This is a genomic window from Acinetobacter courvalinii, from assembly GCF_014635545.1.
Classification (GTDB): domain Bacteria; phylum Pseudomonadota; class Gammaproteobacteria; order Pseudomonadales; family Moraxellaceae; genus Acinetobacter; species Acinetobacter courvalinii.
Genome location: NZ_BMDA01000002.1, coordinates 346,507 through 361,649 on the forward strand (window position 1 = coordinate 346,507; position 15,143 = coordinate 361,649).

19 protein-coding genes are annotated in these 15,143 nt (G+C 42.3%); 8 read left to right on the plus strand and 11 right to left on the minus strand.

Annotation, left to right across the window (positions count from 1 at the left end; translation table 11 throughout):
- Positions 1-16: 16 nt before the first annotated feature.
- Complete coding sequence (locus tag IEV39_RS11205; protein ID WP_005282797.1) at positions 17-334, plus strand: hypothetical protein; 318 nt, start codon at positions 17-19, stop codon at positions 332-334.
- Positions 335-345: 11 nt separating this feature from the next.
- Here IEV39_RS11205 and IEV39_RS11210 read toward each other — a convergent pair whose 3' ends face one another.
- Positions 346-1,137, minus strand: coding sequence for a hypothetical protein (locus IEV39_RS11210; protein ID WP_005282799.1), 792 nt, complete (start codon positions 1,135-1,137; stop codon positions 346-348).
- A 134-nt stretch (positions 1,138-1,271) separates the two neighbouring features.
- On the opposite strand from IEV39_RS11210, the gene IEV39_RS11215 reads away from it, so the two are divergent.
- Positions 1,272-2,036: a nucleotidyltransferase domain-containing protein gene (locus IEV39_RS11215; RefSeq protein ID WP_005282801.1), complete on the plus strand. Its 765-nt coding sequence runs from the start codon at positions 1,272-1,274 to the stop codon at positions 2,034-2,036.
- 86 nt (positions 2,037-2,122) lie between these two features.
- Here IEV39_RS11215 and IEV39_RS11220 read toward each other — a convergent pair whose 3' ends face one another.
- The 3 genes from IEV39_RS11220 to IEV39_RS11230 all read right to left on the minus strand — a co-directional run bounded on the left by IEV39_RS11220 (position 2,123) and on the right by IEV39_RS11230 (position 4,024).
- Complete coding sequence (locus tag IEV39_RS11220; RefSeq protein ID WP_005282803.1) at positions 2,123-2,437, minus strand: putative quinol monooxygenase; 315 nt, start codon at positions 2,435-2,437, stop codon at positions 2,123-2,125.
- Positions 2,438-2,450: 13 nt separating this feature from the next.
- Positions 2,451-3,038, minus strand: a complete 588-nt coding sequence (locus tag IEV39_RS11225) for an NAD(P)H-dependent oxidoreductase (RefSeq protein ID WP_005282804.1) — start codon at positions 3,036-3,038, stop codon at positions 2,451-2,453.
- Positions 3,039-3,148: 110 nt separating this feature from the next.
- Complete coding sequence (locus IEV39_RS11230; RefSeq protein ID WP_005282806.1) at positions 3,149-4,024, minus strand: DUF4349 domain-containing protein; 876 nt, start codon at positions 4,022-4,024, stop codon at positions 3,149-3,151.
- A 180-nt stretch (positions 4,025-4,204) separates the two neighbouring features.
- Between IEV39_RS11230 and IEV39_RS11235 the strand changes: the two genes are divergently transcribed.
- Together IEV39_RS11235 and craA are read left to right on the plus strand one after the other, a co-directional pair.
- The gene (locus tag IEV39_RS11235) at positions 4,205-4,576 is read left to right on the plus strand and encodes a hypothetical protein (protein ID WP_005282830.1); all 372 of its coding nucleotides are present in this window, start codon (positions 4,205-4,207) and stop codon (positions 4,574-4,576) included.
- A 357-nt stretch (positions 4,577-4,933) separates the two neighbouring features.
- Positions 4,934-6,169, plus strand: a complete 1,236-nt coding sequence (gene craA / locus IEV39_RS11240; protein WP_371873719.1) for a chloramphenicol efflux MFS transporter CraA — start codon at positions 4,934-4,936, stop codon at positions 6,167-6,169.
- Positions 6,170-6,264: 95 nt separating this feature from the next.
- Here craA and sodC read toward each other — a convergent pair whose 3' ends face one another.
- On the minus strand, positions 6,265-6,846 hold the full coding sequence (gene sodC / locus IEV39_RS11245) for a superoxide dismutase family protein (protein WP_005282839.1): 582 nt from the start codon (positions 6,844-6,846) through the stop codon (positions 6,265-6,267).
- A gap of 107 nt (positions 6,847-6,953) precedes the next feature.
- Positions 6,954-8,048, minus strand: coding sequence for an AI-2E family transporter (locus IEV39_RS11250; protein WP_005282842.1), 1,095 nt, complete (start codon positions 8,046-8,048; stop codon positions 6,954-6,956).
- 307 nt (positions 8,049-8,355) lie between these two features.
- Between IEV39_RS11250 and IEV39_RS11255 the strand changes: the two genes are divergently transcribed.
- Entirely contained in the window at positions 8,356-8,706 is a 351-nt protein-coding gene (locus IEV39_RS11255) for a hypothetical protein (RefSeq protein WP_005282844.1), read from the plus strand.
- A 79-nt stretch (positions 8,707-8,785) separates the two neighbouring features.
- On the opposite strand, the gene IEV39_RS11260 is transcribed toward IEV39_RS11255, so the two are convergent.
- Positions 8,786-9,430 (minus strand): ParA family protein, encoded by a 645-nt coding sequence (locus IEV39_RS11260; RefSeq protein ID WP_005227525.1) that lies wholly within the window; start codon positions 9,428-9,430, stop codon positions 8,786-8,788.
- Positions 9,431-9,560: 130 nt separating this feature from the next.
- On the opposite strand from IEV39_RS11260, the gene IEV39_RS11265 reads away from it, so the two are divergent.
- Positions 9,561-10,028, plus strand: a complete 468-nt coding sequence (locus tag IEV39_RS11265) for a Holliday junction resolvase-like protein (protein WP_004775965.1) — start codon at positions 9,561-9,563, stop codon at positions 10,026-10,028.
- Here IEV39_RS11265 and IEV39_RS11270 read toward each other — a convergent pair.
- Entirely contained in the window at positions 10,025-10,660 is a 636-nt protein-coding gene (locus IEV39_RS11270; RefSeq protein WP_005282845.1) for a class I SAM-dependent methyltransferase, read from the minus strand. The two genes, IEV39_RS11265 and IEV39_RS11270, sit on opposite strands and share 4 nt — an antisense overlap.
- Before the next feature lie 167 nt (positions 10,661-10,827).
- On the opposite strand from IEV39_RS11270, the gene IEV39_RS11275 reads away from it, so the two are divergent.
- Positions 10,828-11,391, plus strand: a complete 564-nt coding sequence (locus IEV39_RS11275; RefSeq protein ID WP_005282846.1) for a hypothetical protein — start codon at positions 10,828-10,830, stop codon at positions 11,389-11,391.
- Between the two features lie 61 nt (positions 11,392-11,452).
- Here the strand turns inward: IEV39_RS11275 and IEV39_RS11280 are convergent, their stop codons facing one another.
- Together IEV39_RS11280 and IEV39_RS11285 are read right to left on the minus strand one after the other, a co-directional pair.
- The gene (locus IEV39_RS11280; RefSeq protein WP_005282865.1) at positions 11,453-12,013 is read right to left on the minus strand and encodes a hypothetical protein; all 561 of its coding nucleotides are present in this window, start codon (positions 12,011-12,013) and stop codon (positions 11,453-11,455) included.
- A 19-nt stretch (positions 12,014-12,032) separates the two neighbouring features.
- The gene (locus IEV39_RS11285) at positions 12,033-12,812 is read right to left on the minus strand and encodes a class I SAM-dependent methyltransferase (RefSeq protein ID WP_005282869.1); all 780 of its coding nucleotides are present in this window, start codon (positions 12,810-12,812) and stop codon (positions 12,033-12,035) included.
- Positions 12,813-12,933: 121 nt separating this feature from the next.
- On the opposite strand from IEV39_RS11285, the gene IEV39_RS11290 reads away from it, so the two are divergent.
- A complete protein-coding gene (locus IEV39_RS11290) occupies positions 12,934-14,208 on the plus strand; it encodes a hypothetical protein (protein ID WP_005282872.1) in 1,275 nt (424 codons plus the stop codon).
- Positions 14,209-14,271: 63 nt separating this feature from the next.
- Here IEV39_RS11290 and IEV39_RS11295 read toward each other — a convergent pair whose 3' ends face one another.
- Complete coding sequence (locus IEV39_RS11295) at positions 14,272-14,886, minus strand: hypothetical protein (protein ID WP_005282875.1); 615 nt, start codon at positions 14,884-14,886, stop codon at positions 14,272-14,274.
- Positions 14,887-15,143 lie beyond the last annotated feature (257 nt).

Here is a 15,143-nt window from a genome sequence, read left to right on the forward strand (position 1 = left end):
TATTAGGAAAGAATAAATGATAGAAAAACAAATGATTTGTCAGGGATATATTTGCTTACATCGCAAAGACATGGCTGCTGACTACGTTGATTTTCATAACAAGAATAATGATTTATATATCAGTATGATCTTGTTTATGAAAATAGAAGATTCAACTCATATGATACGCTTATATCTGAAAGATGACGAAAAGAAAATTTTGGATGAGTTCTTGGTCTGTGAAATTGTATTTGGACAATTTTTAGATCAAATTTCTTTGATGAAAAATTATTCAATATTGGATTTTCAAGGTAAAAGTGTAGGAATCGCTTATCTAACAGAAATCGGAGAATAAAGAGGGAATACCTATTTTCTTCTATACGCTTTCCAACCTGTCAAAATATGATAAATCAGCGGTAAAAGACAGAGTGCAAAGAAGCCACAAATCGCAACAGCCCAGACAGGTATATTCTGTGGGTTGCCCAAAAAGAAATAAGCAAAAACCGAATAAGACAGCATCCCAAACATCACCATTGTGCCGAGTGGAAGGGTAATTCTAAAAATTAAGGCGTTAGCAAAGGCTTTGTAAGGCTCCATATTCCGATTCAAAGCATAGGCAATAATCATGACCAAGATATAGCCCATAATAAACAGCATAAATAGGGTAGCGGCAAACAGTAAACCTGTGCGCCAACTCTTTTCTTGAGCAGACTGATCACCTGCCTCATAAACGACTTGAATATGATCTCCGACTACAGGTACATCACCTGAACGGATTGAATTGTCCACGACTAATGTTCTGTTTTGAGCATCTTTGAATTGCACCTGAGCCGTATGCATTAAGGTTTTGGTTTTGTATTTACGCCCGTTGGAATCTGTACGTTCGGTATCGACCCATTCAGAGGTATAGCTCACGATAGTTGCATCGTAGCTCGGTTTGGTTGCTAAACCATATACAGCTTGCGACACCCAATAAGTAAAAGGGAAAAATAGGGAGCTGATGCTAAACACCACAACAAATAAATAAGCAAATTCAAACTTACTGCTGTTGCGATTTTTAGCTAAACGTTTTAGCCAAAACTTTGTCAGCACAAAAGACCAGACACACAAGATCGCAACCACCACCAAGAAAACCTGTCCCGCATAAGTCAGTTGCATGCATGATCCTATTTGTTATATTGAATAGAGATTGATTTTATCAAACGATAATTTTTTTAAAATCAAATTAATGAGTACGATAAAATAGTATTGTCTCTCACAAGTATAAATTTTTAAATAATGTAGTCATCGCAATGAATATCCATCACGAAATCGAAAAACTGTTTCAACAACGTCAAGATATCCCACTGTTTTATATCGAAAGTGGCAGCCGTTTATGGGGCATGGCCAGTCCTGATAGTGACTACGATGTGCGTGGTTTTCATCTACCCAGCAAAGACCAATATTTTGATTATAAAAAATATCGTGATCTGATTGAGATCATGGATGGGGATTTTGACTTTGTTTCTTATGACCTCGATAAAATGTTTGGGCTACTGACAAAAAGCAATCCAACCGTTTTAGAGTGGGTGAGAGCGCATATAGTGTATTTTAATGCCTTTCCAGAATGGCAAATTTTTCGAGATGGCTTGCTAGAGCGAATTGATTATAGCGCGTTGTATCACCACTATTTATCATTGGCAAAAGGTGGAATGAAAGTGATGCAAACCGCGGATAACTTTACCTATAAAAAAGTGTTTTATTCGATTCGTGGTTTGATGTCAGCAGAGTTGGCAACCCAAGAGCAGATGCCTGAATTATTGATTACCGATCTGTTTGCGCAAGTGGATGTAAATGATCCATTACGTCATTGGGCAGAAGATTATCTGGAAATTAAAAAGCAGCAACAAGAAAAAGCACAGCTACCCCAAGCGGAGCAAGCTGCAATTCTTCAGTTGTTGGAAAGCAAGATAGAGCAATTGGCAGCAAAATCGATGCCCAAGGCTGATCGTCGTGCCAGTTTGGAAGCTTATTTAACGGATTATAGCCGTCATTTAAAGCAGCATTACTATCAGTAAAACAAAGCGTTTATTCGTCAGCTGAGTTCGACTTAAATATTCAATAATTCCATATTTTGTCGGACTCAGATTTATGATGTTATCTGTTAAATCCCGCTTTCCAGAATACGAATATTCACATTAGCCACATGGTCTTTGGTTGCTTCAAAATGTTGCTGCATATGGGCAGTTTGCATGTGAGCTTCTAGATGAGCAGTACTTTGCCATTTCTCTAACATGACAATGGTATTCTCATCAGTGGTCTGCATCTCAATTGCAGGCAGGTGATCAATCAAGGCTTCATAACCATGACAGCCATCTTCTGCCAGTACGGTTGGCGTCACTTTTTTAAATGCATCTAATACCGCTTGACGATGCTCGGCGCCTGCATGGGTACGGATTTCGGCAATAATAATTAGCATGATCTGTTCTCGCTTAATGTGCTGCAAATAATTGATCTAAATGCGCTTTGTACGCTTCAAGATAGCTTGGTACATTCGGTGCCTTGATCACATCATTGACAATAAATGTTGGAAGCGATTCCATACCCAGGAATTGATTGGCTTTGTGGAACGGGAGATAAACACCATCCACACCAACACCGTGGAAGAACTGGTCAGGATCGGTAAAGGCTTCCATCGGTGCATTCCAGGTTAAAGACAACATGTACTTTTTACCCTGGATTAAACCACCTGAACCATATTTTTTAGAGGCATCTGAACGGCTGCGACCGTCGCTGGCATAGAGTGAACCATGCCCGATGGTGAAGATATCATCAATATATTTTTTCATGGTCCACGGTGCACCCATCCACCAGCCTGGCATTTGGTAAATCACCACATCTGCCCATAAATATTTGGCAATTTCGGCCTGAATGTCATAGTCACTGTCGGTACGCGTCACCTGTACCTGATGACCTAAGCTGCTTAGATGTGTTTGAGACATCTCGGTCAGGGTGTCATTCAATTCACCATTGGAATGTTCAAACTTTTTCGCGCCGTTAATAATTAAAATATTGCTCATGGGATTACTCAAAAATAGATACTAAAAACTGAGCGTATTTTAGAAAATCTATTCATGAGTAAAAATGCATAAATGAGCAAAATACTATTGATCAAAAGTCAATAATTAAACTAGTCAGCTTTTGACTTTTTTGCCTTATAGCAACGGCGAATACCCCATAAAATTGCAATCGCGAGATACAACGGCCATAACATCACGAGCCAGATGATCGTCTCTCTTAAGCCATAAAGCCCGATTTTAATCGCTTCCCAGATTCGGCTGAGTAAAGGATCGCTGTCTAAGGTTGCAATGCGATTGATATTGAGATCACGGGTCTTGCGCACTTGCGCTTGCTGGAAAAACTCTAGTCGGATGGTGCTATAGGCCAAACGGTCTTTGACTTCCAGATTGGTCAGTTGCTGCAATTGGTTGTTGACCACATTTGATGCACTGTTACTTTGGTTGGCGGTATTCAGTTTTTCTTCAAGCAGTTTTAATTCATAACGTTTGGCTTCATAGCTTTGGCTATTAAAGTTCAACATCAAGGGTAATAACTGATTCAGGAAAGGCGTAACCTGTTGATTGGGGATACGGACCGTGAGTTGTACCGTGGGGGTGATTTTTTCATAAATATCGACACTGCCATCGATACGATCCCGTTCAGATCGGTCACTGACTTGATAATTAATCTGTTTCTCTTCGATATAGCCTTGGTATTGCGATAACTGCTGTTCCAGTGCCGATGTGGTTTTTAATACGTCTTTGACTTCAAAATGGAGTTGGGCACTTTTAACCAGTTGACGGTTCTGCTCCAAGGCATTTTGTTGCTGACTCACCAGTTGTTCCGGATTTTTCGCGGCATTGTCCTGAATCGCTTGACTGTCTGCAGCGGCAGTTTCAGTTGCAACAGCAGCCTCATTTGCCGCATGATCTGGATGTTTTGAACAGGCAACCAGGCTACTGCTCAGTATTAAAATAACAGTTAATTTTTTAGTAAAATCTGACATCTCTGCATGCCTAAATTGTTGTGATATGAAGGTCGTAAAATCAGTATCTTCGATTTATTTGTTTATTTATAAGCAGATTGTTGAATCCAACAAATCTCTAGCACGTCATAACATTTTGTTGCCTGACCATGCAGTTTTGTATAGTAGCATAAATGAGCAACATGAAGTGCAGAGGGCAAAATGTATAAAACTGCAATGATATTGGGATGTGCTTTATTCCTCAGCGCATGTAATCAATCGATTACTGAATCGCAACAACAAGCGGCAGTTCAAAAAAGTACGGCCATGCATGCGGTATTACTGGATCAGCCGAATTTATTTCACGATGATAATAATCTAAAGATAGATCAGCAGTTTAATACGGCAGAGAATCCAAGCGATGCACAGATTACGGTGGAACAGGCGCAACTAGATGATTCTGTGGTGGCGGTGCGTACCGAATATCAATTAAAGCGCGATCAGGACGTCTGGAAAATTGTGAATAAAAAGCAGAGCTACCAATGTGCCAGAGGTGAAAATACCGAAACTTTCCAGTTTGAGTTATGCCCATAATGATCGGGACTCTATTGTCCAGTCTAAAATCTATTCAAAAATGTGGATAACTTTCAGGTTATTCACATTGTCACAATCGCTGTGGAAGATGGATTCAAATTGCTGTCATTTTAAAAAAGTGCTAAAGTTGCGCCTGGCGATTGTGCCAAAAGGTAAAACATTTACCAGTCTCACGTAAATAGATTGTTTTTCTTATATACACCTAGTGAATACGGTGTTTTCACATTTATCACATGCTTTTTTAGGGCATGAAATCAAAATTTAATTCTAAACCATAAAATCTCGTGGTCGTGATCCTGTTTTCTTTTTTTGAAAATGGGACGGGCACTAGTTGGTTATTTTTGTGAATAAAACATGATGACGAATAATCAGAACATGACGTTAAACCGTATAACGCTCATGTTTCCTTTAGCTTTAGTGCTATTTGAATTTTCGGTTTATATCGGTAATGACCTGATTCAGCCAGCCATGCTGGCCATTACCGAACAGTTTGCCGTGAGTGCAACCTGGGCGCCTTCATCCATGTCGTTCTACCTGTTGGGTGGGGCCAGTGTGGCATGGTTACTTGGCCCGCTTTCAGACCGGCTGGGACGAAAAAAAGTATTACTGGCAGGTGTAGCTTTCTTTACGATCTGCTGTTTACTGATTTTGCTGACGCATAATATCGAGCAGTTTTTAACGCTACGTTTCCTGCAAGGCATGGGTTTATCGGTGATTTCAGCAGTGGGTTATGCTGCGATTCAGGAAAGCTTTGCAGAGCGTGATGCCATCAAGGTCATGGCACTCATGGCCAATATCTCTTTGCTTGCTCCTTTGCTCGGGCCGGTACTGGGTGCTTTCCTGATTGATTATGTGTCATGGCATTGGGGCTTTGTCGCCATTGCGGCAGTGTCTTTCATGAGCTGGTTTGGTTTAAAGAAATTTATGCCTGCCACACAGGAAAGTCGCAAACAGCCGAAACAGCCATTTAGCTATATCTTGGATGACTTTAAAAAAGTGTTTAGCAATCGCCGTTTTCTTGGTTTAAGTATTGCTTTACCTTTGGTCGGTATGCCGTTAATGCTGTGGATCGCCTTGTCACCGATCATTCTGGTAGATGAGTTAAAGCTCAGCAGTGTGCAATATGGCTTGGCCCAGTTCCCGGTGTTCTTTGGCCTGATTATCGGTAATGTGATTCTGATCAAGATTATTGACCGTTTCCCTTTAGGTAAAACCATTTTAATGGGCTTACCGATCATGTTACTGGGAACGCTGTTCTTGGTGCTGGGAGTGATCTGGCCCATTTATCTGGTGTCATGCTTATTGATTGGTATGACCTTGGTCAGTTTAGGCGAGGGGATCAGTTTCTCAGTGATGTACCGTTTTGCCTTGATGTCTTCTGAAGTATCAAAAGGGACGGTCGCTGCGGCGGTTTCAATGCTGATGATGGTCAGTTATTTTGTCATCATTGAACTGGTACGGGTGCTGTATACCCATGTGCATATCTGGGCCTTTGCACTGGCGAGTGTGGTGCTGATTGGATTCTGGTTTGCACAACCGCGCAAGGTGTTAAAACAGGTGATGCTGGAGCGTAAAGCAGAAGGTATCAACTAATAAAAAAAGCTGAGATCAATATCTCAGCTTTTTTTATGCTGCTCAAAACAGCAGCAAAACTGTGGATATCTTTTTAGATACCCACAGTATTTAAATTATTTAATCACACCACAGGCAATACGGTCTCCGCCACCACCTAAAGGTTTTGGTGAGTCAGAATAATTATCGCCACCGACATGGACCATGATGGCCCGACCCTGAATATCAGCCAGTTTTAAACGTGGTGCAATCACAGGTTGGGTGGCAAAGCCTTTTGCATCTACAACCAGAACCGGTAAATCACCCAAATGACCATTTTCCGGGGTACCGTGATGAGGGGCCTGATTCGGATTCAAATGACTACCAGCTGCAAGCGCTGCACCCATTTTGCCATCTTTCATTGCGGCTTCACATGAGCCATTTTCATGAATATGGAAACCATGTTCACCCGGCGAAAGCTTGCCGAGCGCAGGGGTGATGAGCAAGCCTTTTGGCGTTTCCTGAAAAGCCACTGTACCAATAGAAGATCCCACACCTTTGGTATCGACCTGATAGACCTGTACCAGTTGTTTTTGTTGTTGCGTGGTTGATTGGGTCTGGATTTTTGATGCATTGTGATCTAAATCAGCAGAAGAACAGGCAGCAATACTCAGGCCCAGACAGCCCAGTAAAGAGAGTTTTTGAATCGTTAAAGTCATTGCGAAGATATCCTTATAAATTATCTTTATTTGACGATTCAAACAAAGTCTGGGATATCCCGCAAGCAAGTTAATCAATTGGTGACAAAAAATTAAACAAAATAAACCTATTTGGTTTCAGATGGAGCATCCAGTGTTGCAACCGGTTCATCCACATTTTCATGCAGCCATTCACGCCAGATCGCCAATAGAATCGCCAGAATCACAGGACCAATGAATAGACCGACCAAACCAAAGCTGGCAATACCACCCAGTACCCCAAACATAATCAGGATAAACGGAATCTGGGTTGCGCCTGAAATCACCAATGGACGAATCACATTATCCGAACTGCTGACAATCAATACACCCCACAGCACCACCCCAATCGCTTCCATAGTTTGGCCTTGCGCAAAGAGCCATAGGCCAACACCCAGATAGGAAACCGGTGTGCCAAAAGGAATCAGCGCGAGGATAAAAGTCACCATAGTAAGTAGCATCGGATTCGGTACACCTGCGACAAAGTAGCTCAGACCTGCCAGCAGGGCTTGTGCCACTGCAGTTAAACCAACGCCATAGACTACGGCACGGGTAGTTTCTGAAATGGTGTCCAGATAATGATGCACACGTGGGCCAATTACCATTTCCAGAGCACGACTCACCTGAGCCAGAATCATTTGCCCGTCACGATAAAAGAAGAACAGGGTCATGATGGCAAAGGTCAGTTTGACCAGATTACGGCTAATTTCACTCAGCACAAAACGTCCATAACTCAAGTGGCTTTGAATCCATTCTGCAATATTCTTGGTAATGCTGTTCGGATCATTGCTGAGTTCATTTACGGTACGGCTGATATCCTTACCAATGATGGGCAGGTTCCTGATAAAGTCCGGAATCTGGATATGACCCGAGAATAGTTGACGTTGTAAATTAAAATATAAATTGCGTCCTTCCAGTTGCAACATGAAGATTGCAAAAATAAAAGGAATTCCGATCACTAAAATCACCAGCGTAATCATTAGTGTGGCATTTAGGGTAGGACGGTTTTCACCAAAGAAACGACGCTGTACCCATAAATAAACAGGCCAGGTCATATACGCAATAATGGCCGCCCAAAGTACAGGGACAATAAAGTATTTGAGAATACTGAATCCCAAAAAGAGCAGGACAAAGAACAGTCCAAATAGCAAAACGCGTTGTAATATGGGAGCGTATTGTTGCACAAGCGTCCGTCTCTAAAAGTAAAATGCGAATAAAATCATATTAACTGAAAAATCTGCACAGTAAAATTTCATTCGGTAATTTCAGCTTTAAATGTTTTACTCCAGCAACAGCATAAAATTTAAAAGGTCAGCGCGTTCGATGGTGATACATGTAAAAAACAGGAAATAATGTTCAGCACAAAATACATGAACTCACGCTGGCAACATTTACTATCGAGTTTAATACAGGAGTCGGCAACGAGTTACAAAGCGTATTGTTAGATTAAATCCATCACGCATCCATAAATGAATTTTAAGGAGTAGTTCGATGGCTTATTCAAATAATCACAATCAATCACCTGAAAAAGCAGAATCGCAGAATCAAGCAAAAACGAATCCTAACGATGTTTCCCAGCCCAATGACAACGTTGCGAACCTATTCAATAACGATAAAGCCAGCTATCAAGAGATTGAAGGGCTCACAGACACCGAGCAATTGCAACAGAGCTTAGACCAGAACGCAACTTCGCAGAACCCTGAGGGAAGTCATGGTAATGAAAATATTCGTAAAGCAGTTGAAAATCTGGACCGTGACGAAATGAAGCATAATCTGAAAGATGAAAGTGCTGAAAAAGACGGGCCGAGTGAAAACCCTGCTCCGTTTATCAGGCCTGAATAGACATTAAAGCTTGCTAAATCGAGCGATATCGAGAACCAAGCCTTTCACTGGTTTCATCTTTATGATGGAACCAGTGTATTTAAAACCATTCACTGGGATCGTCGACTAACTGGTTTAACACCGGTTGCCACTGGCTTTGGATACTGACAAAGTTTTTCTGGGTTTTATCAAAAATACTGAGGCCCTGCATGGCCAATGTACCATAGGCACTCCGCTCTGAAATCCAGGCCACAGGTTCCTGTTCAATCTTGTTAAAGAAGTCCTGAATATCTTTAGAGCTGGAACTGTTCGGTTTGACCCGATTGGCAATCAGCAGGATTTGGACCTTTCCTTTACGAATGCGTTTAATGTCTTGCAAATGCTTGAGGAAACGGCGGGTACTATCAATGTCAAAGAACGAAGGTTGCAGCGGCGTCACGATGGCATGCGCTTCGCTGACCAGTTGCTCCGCATGTTCACCTGACAGCGCACCAGGCGCATCAATAATTAAATAGTCCAGATTTTTTGGTGCTTCACCGATCGATTTTTCATGTCGCCAATCCAGACTCTGAATGCCAGTCACCGTCGCCGGACGCTGCTTTAACCATTGTAAAGAAGATTTCTGGTTGTCTGCATCGGCCAGCGCGACCTTATAGCCTTTTTGTGAGAGTGCGGCAGCGAGCGTGATCGCCGTCATGGTCTTGCCACAGCCACCTTTTTGATTTGCGATTAATATGGTTTTCATGAAATTAGATTTATTTAACTTGGCTCTCGTATTCAACCATACCTTAGCATCTTTTTAGCGCCAGTGTGTTACACATGACAAAAGTTTAATGTTGCAGTTAAATAGCGATATTCAGAAAAAGGAAGGTTTTATGTCGGTTTGGCTTGCAATGTTGATCGGTGGCTGTATTGGCGTCGTCATCACCACCATTATTTTGTCCAGTACCCGCAATGGTCGGGTACAGGCCGAATATGAAAAGTATATTGCCGAGCTGGAACTGGAACATAAACAGGCCTTGCTGGATGCACAGAAGCGCAGTGTCAATACCAGTCGGGCGGTGTTGAAGGGGAAAATGGCGGAACAGTTTGCACCGATCTTGCCTGAATTCCAGTATCTGCCTAGTGATGCCAAATTCCTCGGTGATCCTGTCGATTATGTAGTGTTTGATGGTTATACCGATTTCCGTGATGGTGACGGAACTGCCGAAGATATCGAAGTGATCTTGCTCGACATCAAAAGCGGTGGGGCACGCTTAAGCAAAGGGCAGCAGGCCATTGCCCAAGCGGTTCGCGAAGGCCGGATCCGTTTTGAGACCTTAAGAATCGATTTTGAAGATTAATGCGGGATCTGTAATTTCTGTGCCCGGGCGAACAGCATCTTTTGCGCAATGGCCGGAATGCCTTCCGCATCAAAATATTGTTTTTCGATCAGTTTAAATTTAGCTTGTAACAGGTGTCGCTCCATATCGCGATTGAGGTGGCAACCATCAGCAATACGTTTCTGGATCGGGGTGAGTAAAGTTTGCAAGGACTGTATCTTCGCAGAGTCTGGATGTTTGACATGTTCTACCAGATGAAAGGTCCCTGTCGGCTTGAGCACGCGATAGATTTCTGCCAGTGCCTGATCAAGCTGGGCAATACTGCACAAGGTCCAGGTTGAGACCACATGATCCAGAGATGCGGTGGCAAAAGGCAGTTTTTCTGCACTGGATTGGATATGCTTGATAAAGAATGGCGCCTGTTGAACCCGTTCAACCGCAAGCAGATAAATGTCCGGATTTGGCTCCAGCGCATAAAGCGTATCGACATTGCCATAGAAGGGAATATTCAGACCTGTACCAAAACCAATCTCGAGGACTTCTCCTTCGATCGGGAGCAATAATTCACGACGTCGATCCATCAGGCTGGCGGTTTGCATGACCTGATTCAGTAAATGAGGGAATATACGGCGTTGGTAAAATTGGTAAATCATACAAATCCATTCATTGATTCAAAATAAGCGGAGGGTCACTGCACCACAAAAATATGACCAAAGTGAGTTTGATTGTTACTAAAAAAAGCACTTTTTTTCACCATCTAAGCATACTATGAAGAGACGTGCTTTTCTAAGTTTTTCGTTATGTTGAGGATGATTGAGCCATGAAAAAACGTCTGTTGATGAGTTTATGCATGGTTGTTGCAATTGGGCAGACACATGCATCGACCAATGGGGAAGAATACAATATTGCCAATGGTTTAGCGCCCGTTGTGAAATATCAGTCGATTTCGGTACTCAAGCCGTTTGACGGCAACTTCCGGATTCTCGGTTCAAAACTCTATCATGACGATGAGCAAGCCAAATTTTCTCCGATAGATTATGCGGTCAGTTTGGGTCTGTTTGCGAATCCCGAGATTGCGCGAACCATTGATGTTCAACAATATGACCGTTACCTGAACTGGAAAATGAAAACCTTACCGGTCCCACCCGATCAGGCCATCAAAATGGTATCGAATATGCACATTATTCCTGCCAATCCAGAGATTGCCAAACAGATTAAACAGGTGAAACGTGGTGATCTGGTGCAGTTAAAAGGTGAACTGGTTGAGATTCGTGATAAGGATCTGGTGTGGAAATCATCGCTCACTCCAGGTGGTGTCGGTGATGGGGCCTGTGAACTGTTCCGTGTCAGTTCAATTCAGTGGATTGAGAAACAGAATATTTAACTTGATGCTGTATTTAAATAAAAAAGAGGGCGCGAAATCCCTCTTTTTTTATGCATGTCAATTATTCTTCCTGTGCTTTTGTTTCAGCGGACTGAGTACTTCTCCAGTGATGTAACTGGCTTTGAGCATGTAGATATTCATTGAGCTGATCGACCGGCTGGCGAGTCTCTGTTTTAGCAGTACCCGTCTGGTCCAAAATTTTTGCCTGCTGTTCCCAATAATCATACAGTAAGCCTTGAATATAACGGCCTTGCTCGGTTTTTAGTTCCAGATCTTTCAACATCGACAGCGCAGATTTAACATTGTCCTTTTGGCGTTGCTGTTCAAATTTCGGGGTTAAGGTATTGGCTTCTTTCATCTTGGCCAATTCCATTTCCATGCTATCGCTCATATCGGTAAAGCGGCGGTCATAGTCATCCAGTATGGCAATATCATGGCCATCATCTGCGGTTGCAGGGAACTGTTTGATCGGCAACTGCTTTAATTGACCAATCTCATCGTGGGCCGAACTGCTTTGCTGCTCCTGTTTGGCTGTCGGTTCTTTATCTTTATTACAGGCGCTCAAGAGCAGGGCTGAACTGAGCATACAGCTCAGGGCAAAGGTGGTTTTCATACTCGGCATGGATCAACTCGACAAATATTTAGTTTGCAATTTTCTGAAAATGATATGCAAAGGTGGTATAGGGGAAATCAATCTGATCTTGCGCAGTTAGACCGGTAAAATCAAATACGATTTGTTCGAACTTTGCTTTTAACTGTTGCTGTTCTGCGACCGGCATGGCGGCAATAAAACTGGTCGACAATAAACGCTTACTCACCACTTGCTCAACCGTACCGTGATGTTTCTGCTGGAAGGTTTGTAATTCAACAAAGCTAAACAGTTGCTGCTGTTCAAATACCTGTTTCCATTGCTCACTGTGATAACGTGGAGTATCTCCTTCTAGCGGAGCAATTTCCTCCGCCAGTGCGTTGACCCAGTCCACCGTGGTGTCGCGTTGATTCCAGATCAGCCCTAAATGTCCCGACGGCGTTAATACCCGATGCATTTCCGTCAAGGTTTCAAGATTGGCAAACCAGTGGAAGGATTGGGCACATAGAATCGCATCAATCGAGGCATCTGCCAGTGGCAAATGATCACTGGATGCCTGTATACATTTCACCTGTGGATGGTTGTGCTGAAGCTGTTGTAACATTTCAGCGACAGGCTCGACCGCAATCACTTTGGCCTTGCTTTGCAACAGGTAGGGTAAGAATTTGCCAGTCCCGGCACCGAGGTCAATAACAGTGGAATTTTCACCTATCTGGAGGCGATCTTGCAGCCAAACCGCAATATCTTGCGGGTAACTGGGGCGAACCTGCTGGTACAGTTCGGCACCTAAACTAAAGCCTTTTTGAGCGGCAGGGTGTAAGGATTGTGTCATCTTTTGCGCTTTTTAATCTGTCTTATCTCTATAAAATAAGATACTCCGCAATTATGGTTTGGCAAAGCCATCATTTGGTGACTTTTTGCTACAGACCCTGGATCAATTTCTCAGTGTGAGCATGGATAAGCAAATCGTATTTGAAGATGAACATATTCGCGTTATTTTTTTAAAAGGTTCAAGTGACACTTTAGTGGTTTCGTTCGGCGATTTGATTAGTCGCGCCAAAGGAATGTCCATTAATGCTGAAAAATCATTAATAAAATATCAATACAACGTCCTTGGCATAATGCCAAAACAAAAATCATGGTTTCCTAAAAGCAGCATGCTGCAAATGCAGCAACAGATTCTGCCAATTTTGCAACAGTTTAAACAGATTGTCGGCTATGGCGGCTCCATGGGGGGCTATGCTGCAATTAAATATTCCAACTTGTTGGATATGCAAAAAGTGGTGGCTTTTGTCCCACAGTATTCGATCGATCCCGATGTGGTTCAAGATCGCCGTTATGCCGAGTTTTTTGATGCCGGCATTCATCAAGACATGCAGATTCAGGCTGATGAAGTCGATGTATCGCGTGAATATATTATTGTTTACGACCCTTATTTTGCCGAAGATAAAGAGCATTTCTTAAAAATTCAGCCTTTATTGCCGAAGATGCATGTCATTCATTTGCCATTTACTGGCCATGAAGCACTTTCGGTGCTGGCAAGCTCGCAATTGCTGAATGATTTTGTCGAAAAACCTTTTGAAATTACTTATTTCTACAAGCGTGTACGTGAAGTTAAAAAGCAAAGTAAATTCTATTATCGTCATGTACTGGATGCCTTATTGGCAAGACATCATCAGGCCTTATTGAAGATTTTAGAAAACAATGAGTTTGAGCTGGATGAGCGCTATTTTGATGCGGTCATCAAGCAGAAGCTGGTACAACAGTTATTTAAGCTGAAACATGCCAGCGAGCAGAACCTGCATAAGTTGGGGATTCAGCCGCATTTCGTACAACACACTGATCATTCGAAGCCAACGCTCATAACGGCTCAACAGAGCTGTCTGGTCTTTAATCTGGTGAGTTTAAAACTGGAAAGTTATAGCGCTGAGACGCTTGCAGCCAATCTGAATTATCTTGTTCCGTTAAAAATTGCGGACAGCGCATTGGTGCAACTCGAGCTGAATGATGAAACTTATTTATTGACTATGAATGATCGTGGTATTCACAAGCTGGTCAAGGTTGGTGAGGCTTTGGCCTTGGATCAGTCGCCGCTGGTGTTTAAATGTTATGCCGAGTTTTGTAGCATCAGTTATAAGCAACTGAGCTTAAGCTGTGATGAACAAGGCTTCACGCATTTTGTTGAAAATAATGTGGATGAGCAGACCAAACTGCAATTATTTAATTAATTCTTTGCCATAAAAAAGCCCTTTGCATTGCAAAGGGCTTTTTTTTAGAACGGACTTAAAGGATTAGTTTGCACCAATTTTTGCATTAGTATTCACATTGGCATTGACGCCTAGTACTTTAACACCGACATTGGCACCTGTTTGCAGGCCTTTCTTATCTGCATTCAAGCCGGTTTGGGCATTTACACCGGTAGTTTTACCGTTTACCTGTGCTTGTGCATTGGTTTGAGCACCTAAATTTAATGATTTAGGTTGGTTAGATGCCTTTTTGTCTTCAATACGTTTTTTGACATTTGCAGTAGTCTCCGCTGCAAACTCTTTCCCATCAACAGTTTTCTCTACTGCATAATCTTTAGTGTTTTTAACGGCTTCACCGGTTTTGTTCACGACAGTTGAACCGATATGAGTTGCTGTTCCAACGGTTTTCTGAGTTGCGCTTACGCCTGTATTGACAGCAGCGTGACCGACATTGTGTGCTGTATGACCTACGCCTTGTGCCACGTGACCAACGCCTTGAGCAGTATTTTTTACTGCGCCAGTCACACCCTTAAGCAAGCCACCAGACTGTACGTTGACTTGAGCTGAGCCATTCGCATTGACTTCAGCGCTCTGTGCAAAAACAGAGGCAGAAGCAAGGATAGTTGTTGTCACGATAGCTGTTTTGATCATTTTTTTCATTGCGATTTCCTTAAGCGATGTACCGTAAAGCGGTACTTCATTAACGCAAGTGCATCATAGCGAGCAAAAAAGCAAAAATGTGTGATTTTCATCAAAAATTACATCCAGATTACAGCTCAAACACACTTTGGTGAGAAATTATGAAGACTGGTTATCATAATAAGCACGTGAAAAGTGATGTTTTTTAATTAATATAAAATCCTGTAAATCATCATTTTTATATTTTTAGGGCAAAACGGTTTTTAATCATTTCGAGT

Coding starts and splice junctions, on each gene's coding strand:
- IEV39_RS11225 (WP_005282804.1), bottom strand. CDS start 3,038: ATGAGCAATATTTTAATTATTAACGGCGCGAAAAAGTTTGAACATTCC.
- IEV39_RS11280 (WP_005282865.1), bottom strand. CDS start 12,013: ATGCCGAGTATGAAAACCACCTTTGCCCTGAGCTGTATGCTCAGTTCA.
- IEV39_RS11220 (WP_005282803.1), bottom strand. CDS start 2,437: ATGCTAATTATTATTGCCGAAATCCGTACCCATGCAGGCGCCGAGCAT.
- IEV39_RS11260 (WP_005227525.1), bottom strand. CDS start 9,430: ATGAAAACCATATTAATCGCAAATCAAAAAGGTGGCTGTGGCAAGACC.
- craA (WP_371873719.1), top strand. CDS start 4,934: ATGACGAATAATCAGAACATGACGTTAAACCGTATAACGCTCATGTTT.
- IEV39_RS11275 (WP_005282846.1), top strand. CDS start 10,828: ATGAAAAAACGTCTGTTGATGAGTTTATGCATGGTTGTTGCAATTGGG.
- IEV39_RS11210 (WP_005282799.1), bottom strand. CDS start 1,137: ATGCAACTGACTTATGCGGGACAGGTTTTCTTGGTGGTGGTTGCGATC.
- IEV39_RS11285 (WP_005282869.1), bottom strand. CDS start 12,812: ATGACACAATCCTTACACCCTGCCGCTCAAAAAGGCTTTAGTTTAGGT.
- sodC (WP_005282839.1), bottom strand. CDS start 6,846: ATGACTTTAACGATTCAAAAACTCTCTTTACTGGGCTGTCTGGGCCTG.
- IEV39_RS11230 (WP_005282806.1), bottom strand. CDS start 4,024: ATGTCAGATTTTACTAAAAAATTAACTGTTATTTTAATACTGAGCAGT.
- IEV39_RS11295 (WP_005282875.1), bottom strand. CDS start 14,886: ATGAAAAAAATGATCAAAACAGCTATCGTGACAACAACTATCCTTGCT.
- IEV39_RS11270 (WP_005282845.1), bottom strand. CDS start 10,660: ATGATTTACCAATTTTACCAACGCCGTATATTCCCTCATTTACTGAAT.
- IEV39_RS11205 (WP_005282797.1), top strand. CDS start 17: ATGATAGAAAAACAAATGATTTGTCAGGGATATATTTGCTTACATCGC.
- IEV39_RS11290 (WP_005282872.1), top strand. CDS start 12,934: ATGGATAAGCAAATCGTATTTGAAGATGAACATATTCGCGTTATTTTT.
- IEV39_RS11215 (WP_005282801.1), top strand. CDS start 1,272: ATGAATATCCATCACGAAATCGAAAAACTGTTTCAACAACGTCAAGAT.
- IEV39_RS11255 (WP_005282844.1), top strand. CDS start 8,356: ATGGCTTATTCAAATAATCACAATCAATCACCTGAAAAAGCAGAATCG.
- IEV39_RS11235 (WP_005282830.1), top strand. CDS start 4,205: ATGTATAAAACTGCAATGATATTGGGATGTGCTTTATTCCTCAGCGCA.
- IEV39_RS11265 (WP_004775965.1), top strand. CDS start 9,561: ATGTCGGTTTGGCTTGCAATGTTGATCGGTGGCTGTATTGGCGTCGTC.